The sequence below is a fragment of the Actinoplanes sp. URMC 104 genome (genome assembly GCF_051386375.1).
Lineage (GTDB): Bacteria > Actinomycetota > Actinomycetes > Mycobacteriales > Micromonosporaceae > Actinoplanes.
Genome location: NZ_JBPQTO010000002.1, coordinates 2,195,670 through 2,216,549, shown reverse-complemented (window position 1 = coordinate 2,216,549; position 20,880 = coordinate 2,195,670). Strand labels below are relative to the sequence as shown.

General features: G+C 72.2%; 21 protein-coding genes. 6 read left to right on the top strand and 15 right to left on the bottom strand.

Annotated features, from left to right (window positions below):
* Nucleotides 1-11: 11 nt before the first annotated feature.
* Nucleotides 12-611 (top strand): TetR family transcriptional regulator, encoded by a 600-nt coding sequence (locus tag ACSNN8_RS11385; RefSeq protein WP_436648623.1) that lies wholly within the window; start codon nucleotides 12-14, stop codon nucleotides 609-611.
* A gap of 73 nt (nucleotides 612-684) precedes the next feature.
* On the opposite strand, the gene ACSNN8_RS11380 is transcribed toward ACSNN8_RS11385, so the two are convergent.
* On the bottom strand, nucleotides 685-2,142 hold the full coding sequence (locus ACSNN8_RS11380) for a cellulose binding domain-containing protein (RefSeq protein WP_436648621.1): 1,458 nt from the start codon (nucleotides 2,140-2,142) through the stop codon (nucleotides 685-687).
* 86 nt (nucleotides 2,143-2,228) lie between these two features.
* Entirely contained in the window at nucleotides 2,229-2,786 is a 558-nt protein-coding gene (locus tag ACSNN8_RS11375) for a TetR/AcrR family transcriptional regulator (RefSeq protein WP_436648620.1), read from the bottom strand.
* 81 nt (nucleotides 2,787-2,867) lie between these two features.
* On the opposite strand from ACSNN8_RS11375, the gene ACSNN8_RS11370 reads away from it, so the two are divergent.
* Complete coding sequence (locus ACSNN8_RS11370; RefSeq protein WP_436648618.1) at nucleotides 2,868-3,617, top strand: dienelactone hydrolase family protein; 750 nt, start codon at nucleotides 2,868-2,870, stop codon at nucleotides 3,615-3,617.
* Here ACSNN8_RS11370 and ACSNN8_RS11365 read toward each other — a convergent pair.
* From ACSNN8_RS11365 to ACSNN8_RS11320, 10 genes are all read right to left on the bottom strand, one after another.
* Nucleotides 3,614-3,964 (bottom strand): hypothetical protein, encoded by a 351-nt coding sequence (locus ACSNN8_RS11365; protein WP_436648616.1) that lies wholly within the window; start codon nucleotides 3,962-3,964, stop codon nucleotides 3,614-3,616. The two genes, ACSNN8_RS11370 and ACSNN8_RS11365, sit on opposite strands and share 4 nt — an antisense overlap.
* Before the next feature lie 11 nt (nucleotides 3,965-3,975).
* Entirely contained in the window at nucleotides 3,976-5,010 is a 1,035-nt protein-coding gene (locus ACSNN8_RS11360) for a UDP-N-acetylglucosamine 2-epimerase (RefSeq protein WP_436648615.1), read from the bottom strand.
* A gap of 205 nt (nucleotides 5,011-5,215) precedes the next feature.
* A complete protein-coding gene (locus ACSNN8_RS11355) occupies nucleotides 5,216-6,301 on the bottom strand; it encodes a hypothetical protein (protein WP_436648614.1) in 1,086 nt (361 codons plus the stop codon).
* 111 nt (nucleotides 6,302-6,412) lie between these two features.
* The gene (locus ACSNN8_RS11350; protein WP_436648612.1) at nucleotides 6,413-7,051 is read right to left on the bottom strand and encodes a GTP-binding protein; all 639 of its coding nucleotides are present in this window, start codon (nucleotides 7,049-7,051) and stop codon (nucleotides 6,413-6,415) included.
* Nucleotides 7,029-7,490 carry a DUF742 domain-containing protein gene (locus ACSNN8_RS11345; RefSeq protein ID WP_436648611.1) on the bottom strand — a complete coding sequence of 154 codons (462 nt, stop codon included), beginning with the start codon at nucleotides 7,488-7,490 and terminating at the stop codon, nucleotides 7,029-7,031. The genes ACSNN8_RS11350 and ACSNN8_RS11345 overlap by 23 nt, the downstream gene beginning before the upstream one ends.
* Complete coding sequence (locus tag ACSNN8_RS11340; RefSeq protein ID WP_436648610.1) at nucleotides 7,487-7,954, bottom strand: roadblock/LC7 domain-containing protein; 468 nt, start codon at nucleotides 7,952-7,954, stop codon at nucleotides 7,487-7,489. The genes ACSNN8_RS11345 and ACSNN8_RS11340 overlap by 4 nt, the downstream gene beginning before the upstream one ends.
* On the bottom strand, nucleotides 7,951-10,863 hold the full coding sequence (locus ACSNN8_RS11335) for an ATP-binding protein (protein WP_436648609.1): 2,913 nt from the start codon (nucleotides 10,861-10,863) through the stop codon (nucleotides 7,951-7,953). Before ACSNN8_RS11335 ends, ACSNN8_RS11340 begins: the two co-directional genes overlap by 4 nt.
* Nucleotides 10,850-11,956 carry a hypothetical protein gene (locus tag ACSNN8_RS11330; protein ID WP_436648607.1) on the bottom strand — a complete coding sequence of 369 codons (1,107 nt, stop codon included), beginning with the start codon at nucleotides 11,954-11,956 and terminating at the stop codon, nucleotides 10,850-10,852. Before ACSNN8_RS11330 ends, ACSNN8_RS11335 begins: the two co-directional genes overlap by 14 nt.
* Before the next feature lie 479 nt (nucleotides 11,957-12,435).
* Nucleotides 12,436-14,106, bottom strand: coding sequence for a DUF885 domain-containing protein (locus ACSNN8_RS11325; RefSeq protein WP_436648606.1), 1,671 nt, complete (start codon nucleotides 14,104-14,106; stop codon nucleotides 12,436-12,438).
* Between the two features lie 20 nt (nucleotides 14,107-14,126).
* Nucleotides 14,127-15,185 (bottom strand): PHP domain-containing protein, encoded by a 1,059-nt coding sequence (locus ACSNN8_RS11320; protein WP_436648605.1) that lies wholly within the window; start codon nucleotides 15,183-15,185, stop codon nucleotides 14,127-14,129.
* An 88-nt stretch (nucleotides 15,186-15,273) separates the two neighbouring features.
* On the opposite strand from ACSNN8_RS11320, the gene mtnA reads away from it, so the two are divergent.
* On the top strand, nucleotides 15,274-16,236 hold the full coding sequence (gene mtnA / locus ACSNN8_RS11315) for an S-methyl-5-thioribose-1-phosphate isomerase (protein ID WP_436648604.1): 963 nt from the start codon (nucleotides 15,274-15,276) through the stop codon (nucleotides 16,234-16,236).
* A gap of 141 nt (nucleotides 16,237-16,377) precedes the next feature.
* Here mtnA and ACSNN8_RS11310 read toward each other — a convergent pair whose 3' ends face one another.
* From ACSNN8_RS11310 to ACSNN8_RS11300, 3 genes are all read right to left on the bottom strand, one after another.
* On the bottom strand, nucleotides 16,378-16,953 hold the full coding sequence (locus ACSNN8_RS11310; RefSeq protein WP_436648602.1) for a DinB family protein: 576 nt from the start codon (nucleotides 16,951-16,953) through the stop codon (nucleotides 16,378-16,380).
* 43 nt (nucleotides 16,954-16,996) lie between these two features.
* Nucleotides 16,997-17,953, bottom strand: a complete 957-nt coding sequence (locus ACSNN8_RS11305; RefSeq protein WP_436648599.1) for a prephenate dehydrogenase — start codon at nucleotides 17,951-17,953, stop codon at nucleotides 16,997-16,999.
* Between the two features lie 323 nt (nucleotides 17,954-18,276).
* Nucleotides 18,277-19,020: a M23 family metallopeptidase gene (locus ACSNN8_RS11300; RefSeq protein WP_436648598.1), complete on the bottom strand. Its 744-nt coding sequence runs from the start codon at nucleotides 19,018-19,020 to the stop codon at nucleotides 18,277-18,279.
* A gap of 182 nt (nucleotides 19,021-19,202) precedes the next feature.
* Here ACSNN8_RS11300 and ACSNN8_RS11295 point away from each other — a divergent pair, with 182 nt between their 5' ends.
* The 3 genes from ACSNN8_RS11295 (at nucleotide 19,203) to ACSNN8_RS11285 (ending at nucleotide 20,873) form a co-directional block, all read left to right on the top strand.
* Nucleotides 19,203-19,547, top strand: coding sequence for a hypothetical protein (locus ACSNN8_RS11295; protein WP_436649524.1), 345 nt, complete (start codon nucleotides 19,203-19,205; stop codon nucleotides 19,545-19,547).
* A 361-nt stretch (nucleotides 19,548-19,908) separates the two neighbouring features.
* Nucleotides 19,909-20,424 carry a tRNA adenosine deaminase-associated protein gene (locus ACSNN8_RS11290; protein WP_436648597.1) on the top strand — a complete coding sequence of 172 codons (516 nt, stop codon included), beginning with the start codon at nucleotides 19,909-19,911 and terminating at the stop codon, nucleotides 20,422-20,424.
* 32 nt (nucleotides 20,425-20,456) lie between these two features.
* Entirely contained in the window at nucleotides 20,457-20,873 is a 417-nt protein-coding gene (locus tag ACSNN8_RS11285; protein WP_436649522.1) for a nucleoside deaminase, read from the top strand.
* Nucleotides 20,874-20,880: the final 7 nt, after the last annotated feature.

The following is a 20,880-nucleotide window of genomic DNA, read 5'->3' as shown; positions in this document are numbered from 1 at the left end:
ACCCTCAAGACATGAGCACGATTGCCGAGCCCGGGCTGCGCGAGCGGAAGAAGGCCGCGACCCGGCAGGCCCTGCACTCCGCGGCGATGCGCCTGGCGATCGAGCACGGCTTCGACCGCGTCACCGTCGAGGCCGTCGCCGACGAGGCCGGGGTGTCCCGGCGTACGTTCTCCAACTACTTCGGCAGCAAGGAAGAAGCCCTGCTGTACGGGGACTTCCAGCGCATCCATCTGCTGATCGAGCAGGTGCGCGCCCGCCCCGCCGACGAGGACACGTGGACGGCGCTGACCGCCGCGGCCGAGCAGTTCTATCTGAAGCTGGGCGACCTCGACCCGCACTGGGTCGCCCAGAGCCGCCTCGTCCGTGCCCAGCCGGCCCTGGTCGCCGCGCAGGTGCAGACGTTCGCCGCGCTCGAGCGCGATCTGTCCGCCGAGATCGCCGCCCGCTCCGGCGCCGACCCGGCGAGCGTACGGGTGAAGATGACCTCCGCGGCGTTCCTGGCCTCGCTGCGGGTGGGGCTGCACATCTGGCTCGACCGGCCGCCCGGCGCCAACCTGTGGGAGCTGGTCTCCGAGACCCTCGCGGAAGCGGGCCGCGGCTTCGCGGCGTGAGGAACGAAAACGGCGCGACTCCGGGTGGGGGCCCGGAGTCGCGCCTTTTCTTACTTGGGGATGGAGAAGGTCGTCAGCCGGTGAACCCGGCGAAGATCTTGCTGAACTCGAACGGGGCCTGCGGCACGTTGGTGCACTGGAACAGCGCGCCGGTGCAGGCGTTGCGGTCGCGGTTGGTCTCCCAGTACGAGACGAAGCCGAGGTGGTTGGCGTTGGCGAAGGCGACCAGGTCGCGGGCGTCGGCCGTGCCGAACACGCCGTTGTCGTCGTTGACGCCGATCATCGGGGTGACGCCGACCATGCGGAACGCGGCCGCGTCGCTGGTGCCGTAGATCGACTTGATCTGGTCCTTGGTCGAGCGCACGGCCTGGATCGCCAGGTCCCCGTAGTCCTGCCCGGCCCGCCCGTAGTCCATCGCCATGATGTTGACCAGGTCGAGGTCGACGCCCGCGTTCTTGGCCGAGCGCACCACACCCAGCCCGTCCGCGGTCAGGCCCTCGGGCAGCACCGGCAGGGTCAGCGAGATCTTGAGGCCCGGGTTGGCCTTCTGCAAAGCGGCCAGCGCGGTCGAGCGGCGGGCGATCGTGGTGGGGTCGGCCACGGCGGCGCCCTCGATGTCGAGGTCGATGTACTTCAGCCCGTACGCCGAGACGACCGCCTGGTATTCGGCCTGGAGCGCGGCCACGCTGGTGCAGGCCTGGGCCAGCTCGACGCCGGTGGCCCCGCCGAACGACACCTTGACGTCACCGCCGGCCGCGCGCACCTCGGCGATCTGGTCGGCGAACTGCCTGGCCCGCGGGTCGAACGCGTTGAACCAGCTCGCCTTGCAGCCCGCGCTGGTCACGAAGGCCAGGCTGAACGACGTGACGTTGCCGCTGCGGCCGAGCTGCGCGAGCGTGGTCGAGCCGTTCGAGAGCAGACCCATGTCGACGTACGGGGCCACGCGCACCGCACCCGCGGCGGGCGCGGTGGGGGCCGGGGGCGCGGTCGTCGGCGGCCTGCTGGTCGGGGCGGTGGTCGGCGGCTTGGTCGGCGCGCTCGTCGGCGGCCTGGTGGAAGGAGCCGTCGTGGGCGGCTTGGCGGTGGGCGCCGTGGTCGGGACCGCGGTGGCGCCGCCGCCGCAGGAGACCCCGTTGATCGTGCAGCTGGTCGGGGCGCCGCTGCCGTTGACGACGAAGCCGAACTGCGCGGTCGCGCCGGCCGCGATCGTCGGGGCGTAGGCCGGGTTCTTCGCGGTCGAGACGCCGCCCGACGTGGTGACCGCGGCGTCCCAGAAGCTGCCGAGCTTGGCACTCGCGGGCAGCCCGAAGGCGAGCTGCCAGCCGTTCACCGCCGTGCCGGTGCCGTTGGTGATCGTGTAGTGGCCCTGGTAGCCGCTGCCCCAGTCGCTGTCCTTGGTGAAGGTGGCGCTCAGGACGCCCGCGGCGGTCGTGGCCGGGCCGGTGGCCGCGACTGCCGCTCCCACACCGCCCGCCACGGCGACGAACGCCGCCGACGCGTAGACGGCCAGGCGCAGACGGCTGCGTTGCATGAATCGACTCCGATCGCAGGGGGTGAGGAGAAGTCGAGTCTTCGCCGCGAACCGTTAAACAGTCTTGCGGGCAGCCTTAAACATCCTTAAATGCCGTTCAGGCCGTCGACCACGAGCGACAGATACCGCCGCCAGGCGTCGGAGTCGGGCGAGCTGCGCAGCACGCCGGCGTTGGCCCGCATCAGCAGGCTGATGTCCTGGCGGGTGAAGTCGGCGCGCAACCGGCCCGCATGCTGCGCCCGCCTGATCACGGCGGTGGCGCCGCGCCGCGCCGTCGCGAGCAGCTCGGCGAGCCGCGCGTCCTCGTCGAAGCCGCTGGTCACCAGCAGCTCGGAGAGGCCGCGGTCGGTTGCCTGGATCTCGAAGAGCCGGGTGAGGTACGTGACGAAGGCGGCCCACGGGTCGGGCTCGGCCAGCGCGGTCTCGGCCAGCTGGACGTACCCGGCCATCTGCCCCGCGAAGACCTCGGCGATCAGGTCCTGGCGGGTCGGGAACCGGCGGTAGAGCGTGGCGTTGCCGACCCCGGCCCGGCGCGCGATCTCGTCGAGGGAGGCGTCGAGGCCGTGCTCGCCGAACACGTCCCGGGCCGCGGCGAGGAGCGCGGCCCGGTTACGCTGCGCGTCGGCGCGCAGTCGATCTGCCATGGGTGACAGGGTACGACGCACCGGGGATGCATCCCCGGTTGGTGCTACGGTCGCCCTGATCAATGACTTCGGAGGCGCACCTTGCAGACGACCACCGTGCAGATCCCGGCTCCGGACGGAACGGCGGACGCTTACCTCGTCAAGCCGGACGGCGACGGGCCGTTCCCCGGCGTGCTGTTGTTCATGGACGCGTTCGGGCTGCGGCCGCGCCTGGCCGAGATGGCGGAGCGGATCGCCGAGCGCGGCTACGCCGTCCTCGTGCCGAACCTGTTCTACCGCGACGCGCGGCCGCCGCTGGTCACGCCCGAGGAGCTGAGCGACGCGGAGAAGCGCGGCGCCGCCTTCGGCCGGCTGATGCCGATGATCCGGGGGCTCACCGCCGAGCGGGTCGCCGCGGACAGCGGCGCCTACCTGGACTTCCTGGCCGCGCAGGACGGTGTCGCGGCCGGCCCGGTGGCCGTCGTGGGTTACTGCATGGGCGGCACGAATGCGCTGCGGGCGATCGAGGCGCACCCGGACCGCATCGCCGCGCTCGGCAGCTTCCACGCCGGACGCGTGGTCAGCGACCAGCCGGACAGCCCGCACCTCGCGGTCGGCTCCGTCACCGGCGAGCTGTACTTCGCGCACGCCGACAACGACCAGTCGATGACCCCCGAGCAGATCCGCACGCTCGAGGCGGCGCTCGACGAGGCCGGCGTGAAGTACACCTCCGAGGTGTACGCCGGGGCGCCGCACGGCTTCACGATGTCGGACACGTCGATGTACGACCCCGAGGCCGAGCAGCGCCACTGGACGAACCTGTTCGCCCTGCTCGAGCGGTCGCTCGGCTAGTTCTCGTACAGCCCGGGGAAGAACCGGTCGGTCGCGGTCACGTCGTAGACCTGCCGCACCTCGGTGATCCGGCCGCCCCCGACGGTCAGGAACTCCACCATCCGGGCCGTGCCGAACGGCGCCGTCAGCTCGTAGACCAGCGCGGCGCCGTCGTCGGCCCGGGTCTGCCCCACCACGGTGACCGTGTCGGCGAAGGCGGCGATGCGGTGCTGCACCTGCACCAGCTCCTCGTCGTCGACCGGCGCGTCCAGGTTCCACTCGATCTCGGCGTCCGGGGCGAGCACCTGCCGCACCGCGACCGGGTCGTCGCTGGTCCAGGCGAGGGTCCAGAACGACACCACGTCCATCGGGCTCTCCTTCATCGGGCGACACCGGCCGTGGGGGTGGCGGGCATCGGGTCGGGGAACTGTCCGTGGCCGAGCAGGGCCGCGGTGGCCTGCGCCACCCGGTAGGCGGCCAGCCCGTCGCCGTACGGGTTGCCGGCGAGCGCCATCGCGTCGCGGCGCACCCGGCCCTCGAGCAGCTCGGCCACCTCACCGGTGATCGCCGCCGGGTCGGGCGGGACGAGCCGCGCGCTACCCGCGTGCAGCGCCTCGGCGTGCCGGGCCTCGGAACCGATCAGGAGCACCGGGCAGTACGCGGCCAGTGCCTCCTCGACCAGGTCCTCGTCGTCGGTGACCACGAGGTAGGCCTGGGCGAGCAGGGTGGCCAGCTCGAGCCCGCGCGCGGTGCCGGCGGCCCGCACCACCTCCAGGTCGGCGTGGCGGCCCGCGAGGTAGCGCAGTGCCGGGGCGATCGCGTCCGCGCGCTCGGTGGGCACGCCCAGCACCACGGTGCGACCCGCCCGCTGCGGCGCGGCGAGGGTCCGGGCGGCCAGCAGCTGGGCGGCGTCCTGAGCGGTTCCGCCCGTGAGCAGCACGTCGCCGGCGACCACGCGTTCGTCCAGCAGGTTCATCGCGGTGAGCGGGGTGGCCGCCAGGTGCACGGTCACCACCTGGGCCAGCAGCCGCCGCTGCGCCTCGAGCGGCGTGGCCGAGCCCAGCTCGCCGGAGCGCCGCCCCGCGTCGATCTGTACGACCGGCACCCGCCGCCAGAACGCCGCGAGGGCCTGGCCGAGCCCGTCCCGCACGAGGACGGCGGCGGGCGTGCGGGAGGCCCAGAGGTCGTCGAAGCGGCGCATCGTCTCGGACTGGTCGGCGCCGGCCGGCAGGGTGACCGCCGGGGTGAACCCGAACGCGGCCAGGACCCGGTCGACCCCGTCGGTGTCGTCGCCGGTCGCCACCAGAACCGGCGTGAGCTTCCCCTGCTCCCGCATGGCCTGGGCGACGGGGGCGAGCCGCAGGGCCTCGGCGGGGGTGCCGGCGACCAGGTGAACCTCGGGCAGCAGCGCCATCGATGTCTCCTACAGGCGTACGGAGGGGGCCGCGAGCCGGTGGAGGTCACGCGCCGTAATGGGAACGGCTTGGACGCTATTTCAGTTACAGAGCGTGATTCAAGAGCGAAGGCCCGAGTCTGGCCGAACGGCCCAACCCAGACAACTCAGGCGCGACTATCCGGGGCAATACCGGGCGTACGCGTCAGGATGCTCGACATCACTCTCAGTCAAGCAGGGAGGGATCGTCGCGGAGCAGCGCGGCAAGGCGGCGAGCGGCCATCTCGGTCTCCTCGGGCCGCTCAACCTGCAGCGGGATGGGCTCGGGCAGCGGGGTGGGCATGCTGCGCTGCTCGGGCACCGGGCGGGCCGAGGGGGCGCCACGCTCGGGCATCGGGCGGGCCGGGACGCCACGCTCGGCCGCCGACGGCTCGGCGGGGGCGCGGTGCTGCTCGGGACGGATGCGCCGGGTGGCCCCGGCCGGGCCCTCCTGCGAGGGAACCGCGGGGCGCGGCTGCGGCGGCATGGGCGTGGTCTGCGGCGGCGCCGACGTCGTCTGAGGCGGCACGGGCGGCGGCGGGGTGGCCGCGAACGGATGCGGCGGATAGACCGGCGGCTGCCCGCTGGAGGCCATGCCGAGGTTGCGCAGGCGGGCGCCGAGGTCGCGCGACGACTCGCCGGGGTCGTGGCCGGGACGGCGCTGGTCGTGGCCCGCGGCGGCGGCCGGGGAGTCGAACGAGCCGTAGCGCCGCTCGGCCGTGTCGGACTCGCCGTAGTACGGCTCCTGCGGCCGCGGCGCGAAGTGGTCCTTCGGCCGCGGGGCGGGCTCCTCGTACCGGGCGGCCGGCTCCTCGTACCGCGGGGTGGGCTCCTCGTACCGTGCCGGAGGGTCCTCGGGCCTTGCGGCGGCGGGATAGCCGAAGGTGGCCGGGCCGAAGCGGTCCTGGTCGTCGTGGTTCAGCCGGCGCGTGTCGCCGCCCACAGGCTCGGCGGAGGCCGGGGCAGGCGAGTACGGCGGTTCCTCGATCTCGACCTCGGCATCGGCGTGCCGGGGAGCGCCGGAGTCGGGCGCCAGGGCCGCGGCGCTCTCGGCGTTGACCTGCACCTGGCCCTCGGCGAGGTAGAAATGCAGCAGCAGCGGGTCGCCGGCGCCCTCGACGCCCACGCTCACGCCCAGCTCGGGATGGCGGGCAACGACCGCCGCCACCGCCTCGACCAGCTCGGTCACGGCCTGCGGGGTGCCGGGCGCCTCGCCCGAGGCCCGGCGGCGCAACTCGTCACGGCGCGCGAGTTTGTCGAGAGCGTCATCCAATCCGCCTCGCACGTGACCGTCCTTCCGTAGCGGGTCTCGCCGGGTACCACTCTGCACGCTCCGAGGCCGATTTGGGAACCTCGATCTGGGCGACCCGGCGCACACCTCCCCTCAGGAGTACGGAGACTTCTGGCGAATCGCCTTGTCCAACGCTTGATCCAGCACGACCAGCAGCGCGTCGCGCACCGAGCCCCGGAAGCGGGCGTCGAAGGCCAGAACGGGCACGTCCTCGCGTACGGCCAGGGCCCAGCGCACCTCGTCGAGGTTGTAGGTCATCTGGCCGTTGAACGTGTTGACGCCCACGACGAACGGCAGACCGGCCCGCTCGAAATAGTCGACAGCCGGATAGCAGTCGTCGATCCGGTTGGTGTCGACCACGACGAGCGCGCCCAGGGCGCCCTTGATCAGGTCGTCCCACATGAAGGCGAAGCGCGACTGCCCCGGCGTGCCGAAGATGTAGAGCTTCAGCGTCTGATCGATGGTGAGCACGCCGAAGTCCATGGCGATGGTCGTCGTCGTCTTGCCCGTGGCCTGGCCCGGGTTGTCGATGCCCACGGACGCCGAGGTCATCTCGGCCTCGGTGGTCAGCGGGGAGATCTCCGAGATGGCGCCGACGGTGGTGGTCTTGCCCACCCCGAAGCCGCCCGCAACGATGATCTTTACCGGGACCGGCGCCTTCTTCTGTCGGCCGCCGCCACTTCCCACCGCGGCGGTGCCGACGATGCGGTCAGGTGATTGCTCGAAGTCCACGGATCACTCGCATGATGGTCTCAGGGTCAGGGGTCTCGTTGTCCAGCACGTGGACGTCCAGTTGGCCGGCGGCCCGCAGGTCACCGACGAGGATGCGCGTGACGCCGAGATGCAGGCGCAGGCGGGCGGAGATCTCCGCCACGGAGACGGGCTCGTCGCACAGGCTCACGATCGCGCGCATCTCGGGCGAGAGGCGCACCGGCCCGGCGGCGGGGTTGACGGTCACCTGGGTCTCCATCCCGATGTCGGGATCGGCGCCGTCGGTGCGCCCGGACGTGATGACGAACGGGCGCAGCGCAGTGGTCTGCTCGGCGGCCGGCGGTTCCGGATCCGCGGGTGTGGGACGGTAACCGCCGGCCGGAAGCGCGCCGGACTGCAGGAAGGGGCGGACACTCGGCCGAGCCGGGTGTGCCGGGTCGTCGGGGTCCGGATAGGTCATTGCTGGACGGCGTTCTTCAACTCGGCGATCAACCGCGGGCTGAGGGCGCCACCGGCGCGGGTGGCGAAGAGCGTCATCTCGTACGCGAGGGTGCCGAGGTTGGCCGAACGGTCCGCGATGACGCCGAGCACGGAACCGGCGCTGATCGCGGTGACCAGCAGATATCCGTCGGCCATGTCGATGATGACGCGGTTGAGCGAGCCCAGCCGGTACCAGCTCGCGGCGCCGCCGGCCAGGCTCGTGAGACCCGACACCACGGCGGCCAGGCGCTCCGCGTTCGGTCGGTCCTTGATCGCCGACATCGCCATCAGCAGGCCGTCGGACGACACCGCGATGGCCTCGATCACGCCCGCGGTGCCGGAGGTGAACGAGTCCAGCAGCCAGTTGAAGGTCTTGGCCTCGGCGCTCAGCTGGGACTGGGCGTAGTGGCCGTTGCCGGTGTCCGTGCTGTAGGGGGAAGTCATCGCGGTTGTCCCTCGGGTTGTGGCTGAGTTTCGTTCAATGCGAGTGCGACGCCGTACTCGAACTGTTCCATCAGGGCCCGGGCGGCATCCGGGTCCAGGGGAAGGCTCGGGGTCGCCGGCGGCGGGTAGTCCGGCTCGTCGCGGGGAAGGGTGGCGCCGGGCACCCGGCGGGCCAGCGGCGGATGCCCGGCCGACGGCGGCGAGGACATCTGGGTCTCGGCGACGTCCCACTGCGCCCGGCTGACCCCGGCCTCGAAGTCGTCGAACGCGGCACGCGCGGCCAGCGCGTCGTCCTGCGACGGCGGGCCGGCGGGCAGCGGGCGCCCACTGTCGGCCGGCAGCTGGCTGCCCGGGATCCGGCGCCGCAGGGTGCCGGTGCCGGGCCCGGTCGAGGGCGACGCGATCTCGTCGGCCCGCTGCTGGTGGGGCTCCTCCGGCCGCGGCTGCGGCAGCTCCTCCGGCCGCTGCTCGGGCACCGAGGGGGCACGGTACGCCTGCGGGGCGTACCGGTAGTCCTCCTCGCCGGTCCGCTGCTGCGGGATGGCCGGCCGGGCCGGCGGCGACTCGATGACCGGCTGCGACCAGGTGGCCTGCGGCGGGGTCGGCGCCTGCTGGTGCCACGCGCCCGGGCCCGCGGCCGGCAGCTCCGGCATCGCGGCCGGAACGCGGCCGGCGACCGGCGCGTTCAGGTCGTACGCCGGCGGGACGACCGGCTGCTGCTCCTGATAGGCGGGCGGCTGGAAGGCCGGGCCGGGGGAGTAGACCGGCTCCGCCTCGTAGACGGGCTGACCGGCGTACGTCTCCGGGGCCTCGATCGCCGGCGCGGTGGCCTTGACCGGCGCGAACGCGTTCCACGTCTGCCCGGTCTCGAGCGTCTGGGTGGCCCGCTGCAGCACGCCCGGGTCGAACGGCTGCTGGCTGCCCGGCACCGAGGCCCGCGCCGCGGAACCGGCGAGGACCTGCGCGAACTCGGACGTGTGGTAGCCGGGCTGGCTCGGCGCGCCCATCGACGGGAACGGCGGGATGTCCTGCACGGTCGTGCTGACGACCCGGGCGATCAGGTGCGACGGGTTCAGGTCGACCCACGCGGTGACGCCGCCGCCGGGCGTCTCGGTCAGCGTGACCTCGATGCCGTGCCGGCGGGCGAGCCGGCCGACCACGAACAGGCCGAGCACCTCACTGGGCGTGAGGTCGAGGCGCTCGCGGCGGGTGAGCCGGGCGTTCTCCTCGGCCAGCCGCTCGGGCGGCATGCCCAGGCCCTGGTCGATGATCGCCAGACGGGCGCCGCCGCGCAGCTCGGTCGCGCTGATCACGACGCGGGTGTGCGGCGGCGAGAACGTGGTGGCGTTCTCCATCAGCTCGGCGAGCAGCAGCGTCAGGTCGGCCAGGACGGCGGGCACGACCACGATCTCCTCGGGCACGTCGACGTCGACGCGGGTGTAGTCCTCGATCTCGGCGAGGGCGAGGCGGACGACGTCCTGCAACGGCAGCGGCGCCATGTGCTCGTCGGCGCCGGTGCCACCGGAGAGCACGACGAGGCTGGACGCGTTCCGGCGCAGACGGCTGGACATGTGGTCGAGCCGGTAGAGCTCGCCGAGGCGCTCGCTGTCGGTCTCCCGGCGCTCCAGGTTGTCGATCAGCGCCAGCTGACGGCCGACCAGGTTCTGGGTACGACGGCCGACGTGCGCGAACATCTGCGCGACGTTGCGCCGGCCGAGCACCTGCCGCTCCACCAGCCGTACGGCGGTGGTCTGCACGCGGTCGAACGCGCGCGCCAGGTCGCCGATCTCGTCCTGCGCCTCCACGTCGACCGGGTCGAGCCGGATCGGACGCACCGACTCGGCGTCGTCGTCGGCCACCCTCTCGAGTTCCGCCTCGGCGGCGCGGGCGATCCGATCGGCCGAGGTGGTGAGGCGGCGCAGCGGCCGGGCGACCGCGCGGGCCATGAACAGGCTCAGCGCGATCACGATGATCAGCAGCAGGAACGCGCCGCCACCGATGAGCAGCGCGTCGCGGATGGCGGTCTCGCGGTTGTTGTTCACGATCGCGTCCACGTCCGCGGCGATGCGCTTCTCGACGAAGCCGCCGAGGACGAGCACGGACTGCAGCGACGGGAACAGCGTGGTGATGTTGAGGGTCTGGATCGCCTCGGCCGGGTTGGTCGCGGCCCGCTCGAGGAACGACGGGACGCGGGCCGAGAACGCCGTCTGCGCGCCCAGGTAGAGGTTGTACTGCTCCTTGGTGAAGTACGCCTCCGCGTTCGTGATCACCTGCTGGAGCTGGATCAGCGACTGGCTGAACAGCCCGAGCAGCTGCACCCCCCGGCCGTCGGGGTCGTTCTTGAGGGAGACCGCCGCGGTCAGGTGGCCGGACGCCTGGCTGATCAGGTCGTCGCTGATCAGCGCCTGCTCGAGCGCGAACAGCTGCCGGCCGACGCTGGTCTTGAGGTCGGCGCTGGACGAGAGCGCGAGCCCGCTGATGATCGGCGTGATGATGTTCGTGAACTCGACGACCACCTGGTTGGGCGGGATCGACCGGTTGATGACGTTCTGCCGCGTGATCTCCAGCTTGGACGTGTTGCGAAGCGCGCGAGCCAGCGCACGTGAGACGTCGGTGTCGTCGTCCACGCGGGCCACGGCGTCGCGGGCAGCGGCGCTCTGCACCGCCAGCTGGTTCTGCCCGATCTGGCCGAAGTAGAAGCCGACGGAGAGCAGCCGCTCCTCCTGCAGCTCCTGCACGGCGGTCCCGACCCGGGTGGCCAGCGCCACCTTGTCGGAGATGTTCTGCGCGTCGGTGGCGGCAGTGATGCGGTTGACGATGATCGGCACACTCAGCGCGACGACGCCGAGCAGCGGCACGAGCACCAGCAGGGCGAGCTTGCCCAGGATGCGGAACTTACCGAAGAGCACCGGACCGCTCCCGCCGTGTCGGGTCGAGGTCGCCGTAGCCGGGCGCCTGGTCGTACGGGCCCGGGTTGCCGTACGGCCCGGGGCCTGAGCCTGGGCCCGGCCGGTCGAGCGCGACGTCCCGGGTGGACTCGCCCACCGGGGGCCCCGCGACGTGCGCGGGCTCCCGGCGGCGGCTGAGCACCGGCCACAGCACGGCGGCGAGCACGAGCAGCAGCGCGAGACCGGCCATCGCCAGGGCCTCGAAGCGGCGGTAGTTCAGCGAGTCCATGCGGTCGGAGAGCAGGCTGTCCATCTCGCGCAGCGTGATGCCCGAGAGGTTGCCCAGCGAGGCCTGCATCTGCGTCTGCGCGGTCGTCACGGTGGCGGCGTTGCCCGCGGTGGCGCCCTTGGTCATGTCCTCCACCGTGCGGCGGAACGAGTCGAGCGAGCTGACCAGGCTGCCGCTGAGTGTCCCGCTGCGGGTGTTGTCGACCGCGGCTTGCAGGTTCTCGGTCAGCTGCTGCACCGAATCGCGCACCGCCAGCTGCTCGTGCGCGGCCTGAGCCTGCACCTGGCTCTTCACGGCGCCGGCCGGCAGACCCGGCAGGATCGTGGCGTAGTCGCCGGCCCGGTTTACCCGCACCACCGTGGTCGGCATGTCGACCGCCACGGCCTGCTGCATGTTCGCGATGTCGCCGTCGGAGTCGCGGTTGAGCTGGGCATCGCGCCGGATGGCCGCGTACAGCGCCAGCGTGAGGTCGGTGACCTCGATGTGTGTGTTGAGGACATCGGTCGGGGTCTTGGCGGCCGGGAGCTTGCCGATCTTGGCCTGCAGGTCGGCCCAGCGCTCCTTGGTCTTCAGCTCGTCACCGACCTCGGCGTCCACGGCGGCCACCCGGTTCACCGCGGCGGCCAGCGTCTGCGGCGGCTCGGTGACGCCCTGCAGGCGTGACGACTCGGACTCGATGAGCGCGTTGAGCAGCGGGTTGAGTGCGGTGATGTACTGCACGCCCTGCTTCTCGAGCTCCGTGCTGTCCCGCCGGTCGTTGTTGTCGGTCCAAATCCGGCCGAACAGCACAGCTGTCGGCACGAGCACCAGAACCGTCAGAACCACCGCGAGTGCGGAGCCCCAACGGGATCGCCGGCTGTTCATTGCTTTCGTCCTCCGCCATGCACACGCGATGAGCCCTGAAAAGTGGCTACTTTCCGTAGCCGTCAGGCCGCGGATCCGGGCTAATCTATCCGAGAATTCCTCGGTAAACCCCTTGCCAAGGGACAGATGTCTCTCGGCTGATCGGGGGATACAGGGTGCGGTTGTCGTCGTTGTAACGCGCGCTCAGTTCCGTTCCCGGGGTCGAAACCCCCAGCCCACACCGGTTCCGGAAGACGTGAAAAGTTGTCGCGGCGATGGTAACGGCACACCGGCCGGACGAAAAGCCACAAGATTCATATACGGCGACCGATAAGACGGTCGTCGATTGAACGTTGCGTAGCGGAGTGATCGCTCTGCGCTATACATCGCTGATAGTGCCGACGTGCTCACACCAATAACGGGCTTTTCCCCGGCACGAACCGGAGAAAAGCCCGAAACGGTCAGATCCGGGCGAGTGCCTTACGGAGCGGGTCGAGGCCCAGCGCACCGAGGTTCAGCGCGTCCCGGTGGAACGTCTTGAGATCGAAGTCGGCGCCCTTGCGCTGCCGGGTCTCGTCGCGGGCCTGCAGCCAGATCCGCTCGCCGATCTTGTAGGACGGCGCCTGCCCCGGCCACCCCAGGTAGCGCTTCCACTCGAAGCGCAGCGTCTTCTCCTCCATGCGCGTGTGGGCGCGCAGGAACTCCCAGCCGAGCTCCGGCGTCCACCGCTCGCCCGGGTGGAAGCCGAACGGGTTGTCCCGCGGGATCTCCAGCTCGAGGTGCATGCCGATGTCGACGATCACCCGGGTGGCCCGCAGCGCCTGCCCGTCGAGCATGCCCAGCCGGTCACCGGGGTCGGCGAGATAGCCCAGCTCGTCCATCAGCCGCTCCGCGTACAGGGCCCAGCCCTCGCCGTGCCCGGAGCACCAGCAGAGCAGCCGCTGCCAGCGGTTGAGCGTGTCGGCCCGCAGCAGCGTCTGGCTGATCTGCAGGTGATGGCCGGGAACACCCTCGTGGTAGACGGTGGTGACCTCGCGCCAGGTGGAGAACTCGGTGACGCCCTCGGGCACCGCCCACCACATGCGGCCGGGACGGCTGAAGTCCTCGCTCGGGCCGGTGTAGTAGATGCTGCCGTCGCTGGTCGGGGTCAGGCAGCACTCGATCGTGCGGGCCGGCGGCTCGATGTCGAAGTGGGTGCCGTTCAGCTCCGCGATCGCCTTGTCGGCGAGCTGCTGCATCCAGTCGCGGAACGCCTCCTTGCCGGCGATGTTGCGGGCCGGGTCGGCGTCCAGCGCGGCGACCGCCTCGTCGATCGACGCGCCGTGACCGGCGATCGCCGCGGACGTCGCGCGCATCTCCTCCTCGAGGCGGAACAGCTCGGCGAAACCCCACTCGTACGTCTCCTGGAGGTCGACCTTCGCGCCCAGGAAGTACTGCGAGGCCAGCTCGTAGCGCTCGCGACCGGCGGCCTCCCTGTCACGCCCACGCGGCCCCAGATCGCGGCGCAGGAACTCGGCGAAGTCGGCGGTGGCCGCGGTGGCCGCGTCCGCGCCACGGGTCAGCTCGGCGGCGAGCGCGCCGCCCGCGTCGAGCCGCCCCGCCAGCCCGCGGAAGAAGTCGTCGCGATCGGGGTCGGTCCACGCGTCGCACTGCTCGGCCACGGCCAGCAACTGCGCGCGGGCGCTGACCCGGCCGGCGTCCGCCTCCTCGAGCAGGGTGCGCTTGTACTGCTCGAGCGCGTGCGGCAGGGCGTTGAGCCGGGCCGCGATGTTGGCGACCGCCTCCTCGCCGTCGACGGGCATCACGTCGAAGACGCCGCGCAGCGAGTGCAGCCCGCTGGAGATCACGCTGATCTCGCTCCTGGTGAAGCCGGCGTCGTCGCGGGCGATCTCCAGGCCGAGCCGCTCCATCATCGCGTCCTTGGCCACCGCCTCGGACTCGTGTTCCGGATCGATCACATCGAGCTCGTTGAGCGTCCGCCGGGCCAGTTCGGTCTGGGCGGCGAAGCCCTCGGCGGAGAAGTCGTCGGTCTTGGCGTCGTGCCCGGAGATGCCCACGTAGGTGGCGCCGATCGGGCTCAGCTCCGCCCACTCGGTGACGTAACGGTCGGCGAGGTCATCAATTCGTCCCACGCAGACGACCCTATGACGTCCTATGCGTGCCCCGCTGTCCACTCCAGCAGCCGGTCCATCGACCAGGTGTTGACCACGCGCTCGACCGGCACCTTGCACAGCGCGGCCCGCTCGCAGCCGAAGCCCAGCCAGTCGAGCTGGCCGGGGGCGTGCGCGTCGGTGTCGATGCTGAACAGGCAGCCTGCCTCCACGGCGACGGTGAGCATGCGCTTGGGCGGATCCAGCCGGTCGGGCCGCGAGTTGATCTCGATGGCCTTGCCGTGCTCGACGCACGCGGCGATCACGCGGTCGAGGTCGAACGTGCTCGGCGGCCGGGTGTGACCCTTGCGGTGACCGCGGTCGCCCTCGCCGGCGGCCGCCACCTTGCGGCCGGTCATGTGGCCGAGGATGTCCAGGTGCGGGTTGGCGATCGCGTTGACCATGCGCTTGGTCATCCGGGGCGACTCGTCGCGCAGCTTGCTGTGCACCGAGCCGACCACCACGTCGAGCCGCTCGAGCAGCGCGTCCTCCTGGTCGAGCGAGCCGTCGTCGAGGATGTCCACCTCGATGCCGGTGAGGATGCGGAAGCCGTCCGGCAGCTGATCGTTGAGCCGGGCCACGTAGTCGAGCTGGCGGCGCAGCCGGGCCGGCGGCAGCCCGCGTGCCACGGTGAGCCGCGGCGAGTGGTCGGTGAGCACCAGGTACTCGTGGCCGAGCTCGACCGCGGCCAGCGCCATCTCCTCGATCGGCGAGCCGCCGTCCGACCAGTCCGAATGGGTGTGGCAGTCGCCGCGCAGCGCCTCCCGCAGCTCACCGGCCGCGCCGGGCAGGTCCACGCCCTCGGTCGACTCGAGGCGGCGCAGATAGACCGGCTCCTCGCCGCCCAGCGACTCGGCGATGCACCGGGCGGTGACGTCGCCGATGCCGCTGATCTCGCTCAACGTGCCCTCGGCCGCGCGCGCAGCCAGTTCCTCGTCGTCCATGGCGGCGACCTTGGTGGCGGCCGAGCGGAAGGCGCGCACCCGGTAGGTCGCCTCGCCGGCGCGTTCCAGCAGGAAGGCGATGCGCCGCAGGTCCGCCACCGGATCACGAGAAGCCATGGGGACAGCCTAGGGCCGTCCCGCTCCTCGCTGCCGGTCCTCGCCGCCGGTTGACGAGCCCCGCCCCGCCGCGAACTAGCATCGCGGCATGCGGACGATCGACTGGGTGGACGGCGCCATCGAGATCATCGATCAGACGGTGCTGCCCGGGGAGCTCAAGATCCTGCGCCTGCACACCGTGGGCGAGCTGGTCGCGGCGATCCAGTCGCTTGCCGTGCGGGGAGCTCCCGCGCTCGGCGTGGCGGGCGCCTTCGGGGTGGCGCTGGCCGCCCGCGTGCACGCCGACGACCCCCAGACGCTGGCCGCCGCCGTGCACCGCGTGGAGACCGCCCGGCCCACCGCCGTGAACCTGGCGCGCGGCGCCCGGCGGGCGGCCGAGCTGCTGCCGCAGGGGCCCGAGGCCGTGCTCGCGGAGGCGTGCCGGGTGCGCGACGAGGAGATCGCCGCCTCCGCGTCGATGGCCGCCCGCGGCGCCGACCTGCTGGTGGAGCTGTGCGGCGCCCGGCCGCGGCTGCTCACCCACTGCAACACCGGCGGGCTGGCCGCGGTGACCGTGGGCACCGCCCTCGGCGTGGTGCACGAGCTGCACCAGCGCGGCCACCTGGCCGGGGTCGTGGCCAGCGAGACCCGGCCGCTGCTGCAGGGTGCCCGGCTCACGTCGTGGGAGCTGTCGCAGTGGGGCATCGAGCACCGGGTGGCGGTCGACTCCGCGGGCCCGTTCCTGATGGCCCGCGGCGAGGTCGACGCCGTGATCCTGGGCGCCGACCGCATCTGCGCCAACGGCGACGTCATCAACAAGATCGGCACGTACGCCCACGCGCTCGGCGCCCGCCGTGCCGGCCTGCCGTTCGTCGTGGTCGCCCCCGAGTCCACGGTCGACCTCGACACCCCCGAGGGCGCCGCCGTCCCGATCGAGGACCGCGGCGCGACCGAGATCACCCCGTGGGCCGAGGCGGCGAACCCGGCCTTCGACGTGACCCCGCACGACCTGGTCACCGCCATCGTCACCGACCAGCGTGTGATCCGCCTGGACCGCGGCGAACACCCCTAGCCGGCCGCGCCCCTGCCCCGGCCGCGCCCCTGCCCCGACCGCGCCCCTGCCCCGGCCGCGCCCCTGCTCCGGGCGCGCGCCCCAGTGCCGGCCGCGTCCCCGCTCCCGCGCCGCCGCCGCTGCTCCTCGGCGCTGGCGGCCTCAGGCCGTCGCCGGCTTCCAGGGCTTGAGCCAATCGGTCTCCGGCCACCCCTCGGCGGCGGCCATCAGCGGGTACGCCGTGGCGCCGTCGATCGACTCGCGGATGATGTCGGCGTGCCCGGTGTGCCGCGCGGTCTCCTGGATCAGGTGCAGGAGGATCCAGCGCAGCGTCCAGTGCGTCATGTCCCTGTTGTTCCACGGCACCGAGTGGTCGATCGGGATCCGGTGCTCGAGGTCGTTCAGCTCGGTGACCGTCCGCTCGGTCTCCTCGGCGATCCGGTCGTAGCGGGCGAGCACGTCCTTGATGCTCTCGCCCTCGGCCAGCCGGAAGTTGTTCGCGTAGTCCGCGTAGTCGAGCACCTGCGGCTCCCCGCGCACCTGGCGCATCCAGCCCGCCTCGGTGGAGGCGCAGTGCTTGATCAGGCCGCCGACGCTCAGCTCGCTGGCCGACGGGGCCGCGCGAAGCTGCTCGTCGGTGAGGCCGTAGGCGGTCAGCCTCAGCACGTACCGCATCTGGGCGAGGTAGGCGAGCAGGCCCTGCTGTTCGTTGTCGACGGGACCGACCTGACCGGGCATCGCGGGCTCCTTGAGTTTCGTGCTTCGCTGTCTTCTTCCCAGGCTAGGAACTATTGCGGCCAGTTTCCGGCCGCATTGCCGACACCTTCGACCCGTCCTCGGCGACCGCGGTGACCCATCCGCCGGCGCGCCCGAGCGCGAGCAGCTCGTCGACCGTCGCAGGCATTTCTTCCGCCGCGCCGGGCGGTGTGGGCCACGCACACCGCAGCTCGCCGGCCCGGGCGACGACGGGCGTGAGGGACCGTACGGGATCGGCCTCCAACCGGCGCCGCATCTCGTCGAGCTCGCCGATCAGCCGGTGCAGGGCGTTGCCGGCCTCCACCGCGTTGCCCCCGCACATGGCGACGATCAGCTCGGCCCGGGTCGCGGCCACGCGGGTGCCGTCGCGGAACGACCCGGCGGCGAGCGTGCCCGCGAGCGGGTTGCCCTCGAGCTGCAGGGCAAGCGCCGCGGCGAACAGATGGGGCACGTGGCTGACCTCGGCAACGGCCCTGTCGTGCTCGGCCGCGGTCACCGGCACCACGCGGGCGCCCAGCCGGGTGAACAGTGCCGCCGCCGTCAGCCAGTCGGGCAGCCCGGTCGCGTGCGGCTCGAGGGTGAGCACCCAGGCGCAGCCGTCGAACAGGCCGGCCTCCGCCGCCGCGAACCCCGACGTCTCCTTGCCGGCCATCGGGTGCCCGCCGACGAAGCGCCGCACGCCGTGGCGGGCGGCCAGGTCGCGTACGGGGGATTTGACGGACGTGACGTCGGTGACCAGCCCCTCGTAGCCGGTCAGCTCGTCGAGGACGGCCGGCAGCCCCGGCAGCGGGACGGCCAGCACGACAAGCTCCGTCCCGGCGACCGCGCCGGGCACCGAATCGGCGACCTCGAAGCCCGCCGTCGCGGCCAGGTCACGGGTCGCCGGATCGGCGTCGTAGCCGGTGACCGAATGACCGGCCGCGGCCAGCGCACGCAGCAGCGACCCACCGATGAGCCCGAGTCCGACGATGGCGATTTCCACGCCGCGAACTCTCCCACACGAGCTCCGCGAGCGACCCACCTGTGGACAACGGATCGGCCTGTGGACAACTGTTCTGCCGAGACCCGCAGCCGAGACCCACGGCCAAGATCAGCCGTTCGGTCGGGGCGGGCTGGCCGACAGAAGCGATGCATTTGTCCGTTTGAGCCTGTTATGGCGTGGATCTTGCCCGTTACCGTGAGGGCGTGACCTTCCGGGGCACCCCAGCAGCGGCCTGTCGCCACGGCTGACCAGACCTTTCTCCCGGCAGCACGAGGCCGCACCTCTCGGGCGAGGGTGCGGCCTCGTGCGTACGGCGGAAGTCTCTAGGCCTTGCAGTTGTGCGAGCGCTTCCAGGCGGAGACGGTGGCGACCGGGCTCTTGCTGCCGCCCTTGCGCCACGAGCTCAGGTACGAGTACGGCCACACGACGCCGCGGCGCACCTTCCAGTCGCCGACCTTGGCGCACGGCGGGGAGATGCCGTAGTGCAGGTGGCACACGCCGCTGGAGTTGCCCGTCTTGCCGACCTTGCCCAGCAGCTGACCGGCCTTGACCCGTACGCCCTTCTTGACCCCGGCCTGCACCTTGCTCAGGTGGGAGCCGTAGTAGCGCACGCCGTCGTCGCCGAGCAGCGACACCGACAGCCCGCCGTTGTTGGGGCCGTCCGGCGAGCCCTCCTTGTAGAGGTCCTTGAGGCTCACCTCGAGCACGACGCCGCTGGTCGTGGCGACCACCGACTCGCCGCAGTCCGCGAAGATGTCGGTCGCCGGGTACTTCGAGTGGGTGGTGTGCCAGTCGACGTTCGACGCCTTCACGGGGAAGACGTACTTGACCTTGACGCTGGCGGTGGCCGGGGCCGAGCTCGTCGGCGTCGGCTTCGCGGTGGCGCTCGGCTTCGCGCGGGTCGATGTCGTGGCCGTCGGCGAGCCGGGCAGGGCCGGAGCCGTCGTCGTCGGTGCGGCCGCCGGTGCGGACGCGGCCGAGGGCTCGACGAACTGCGGGGTCGCGGCGGCCGGCACGGGACCGGCGTTGCTGCCGCAGCCGGCGAGGCAGACGGCCAGAACGGTCAAACCGGAGAGGGTACGGACCAAAGGCACCCGGCCATCCTGGCAGAAGTGAGCCGGTGACGCCGACCCGTGCTGGCTAGGCTGGCATGGAGGCAGCCGCTGGGTAGGCGTGGAGGTGGATCGTGACGGACGGGCGCGAGGCCTGGCAGACGAGTCCGCCGCCCTATCCGGCGCCGCGCGGCGAGATGCCGACGGCCCCCGTGCGAGCGCCCTCGGGGCTGTTCCCGGGTCCGTCGCGGCCGACCTATCGCGAGCCGCACCCGGTCAACGCCGGCCCGCTGCTCGCCGGTGTGGGCTCGGGCGTGGCCTGGGTGACGCTGTTCGGCGCGCTCGGCCGTGACCTGGCCGGATACGCCTGGTGGACCGTGCTGGCCGCGGTCAGCGCCTGGCTGGTCGCCCTGGTGCTGACCGTTCTCGGCGACCGCGGCGTGGCCGTCGGGATCGCGCTGGCGAGCGGGCTCGGGCTGTCGGTCGCGATGGCCTTCGTGGGCGCCCGGTGGATCACCACTCAGGACTGGCCGTTGTGGTGATTGTCCGAAGTTGGCAGGGGTTGTCGGCGACCGGATGTGCTGTCCTCGTCGCCGTCCGCACTTGGTCTTGACTTAAGGTCTTCAAAAGGTTCAACCTCGGCTTCATGCCCCCCTCACCGCCCCGGCTCGACCCCGATCGCCGCCGGCGCCGACTCGAGTTGCTGGCTGCGCTCGCCAGCGCGAAATCGGCGCGTGAGACGACGCAGCCCCAGCGTCTGCGCAAGGCCCGTCTGCGGGAGCTCATCGCCATGCGTCGTCGCCTGGTGAACTGACTTCCCGCGCGCTCAAGGCGTGGCGCGCCGCACCCGCCGTTCTTCCCGCTACCGTCACTCGCGAACACTCAAGTCGCGTGGGGGGAAAGTTGTCGACATTCGCTGCCGCCGTGGGACGGGGCAAGAACGGGTGGACGGCGTCCGAGCTGGACCTGAGCGGCCTGGCCGACATCGACGAGGTCGTCGACGCGCTGCGTGACGTGGAGCCGGACGCCGACGTCACACTGCTGTTCGTCGAGAGCGACGACCAGTATCTGGCCATCCTGCGCCTGGACGAGGGCGAGGACCTGCGGGTCTTCGGCTCCGACTCGGCGTTCGCCGACGAGTCGCGGATCGGCGCGATGCTGCTCGGCGAGATCGAGGCGCCGGCGCTGGAGATCGACGAGCTGGCCGAGGGCGGCGACGACGAGGAGACCGACCGGCCGGCGACCGACCCGGACGCCGATCCGGTGGGCGACGCGGAGCTGCTCAACGACCTCGGGATCAGCTCGCACCGGCTGCTTGCGCTGTGCGGGCTCGAAGGCATGATGCCCGCGGACGTGACCGCCGAGATCTGCCAGCGCATGGGCTGCGGCGACGAGGTGGAAGAGCTGCGCGAGGCGTGAGCCTGGTGGCTCAGCCGCGGCACGTGGCCTGGATGCGGCGGGCGCTCGAGGTGGCCGCCGCCACCGGGGACGACGTGCCGGTGGGCGCCGTGCTGGTGGACGCTCAGGGGCGCGAGCTCGCGGCCGCGGGCAACGAGCGTGAGGCGACCGGCGATCCGACCGCGCACGCCGAGGTCCTCGCGCTCCGGCGCGCGGCCGAGCGGGCCGGCACGTGGCGCCTCGACGGCAGCACCCTGGTGGTGACGCTGGAGCCGTGCACGATGTGCGCCGGCGCTCTGGTGCTGGCCCGGGTGTCGGTCCTGGTGTTCGGCGCCTGGGAGCCGAAGACCGGGGCGGTGGGGTCGCTGTGGGACGTCGTGCGCGACACGCGGCTCAACCATCGGCCGGAGGTGTATGCGGGGGTGCTGGCCGACGAGTGCGCGGCGCTCCTGCGCGACTTCTTCCGCTGACTTCGCT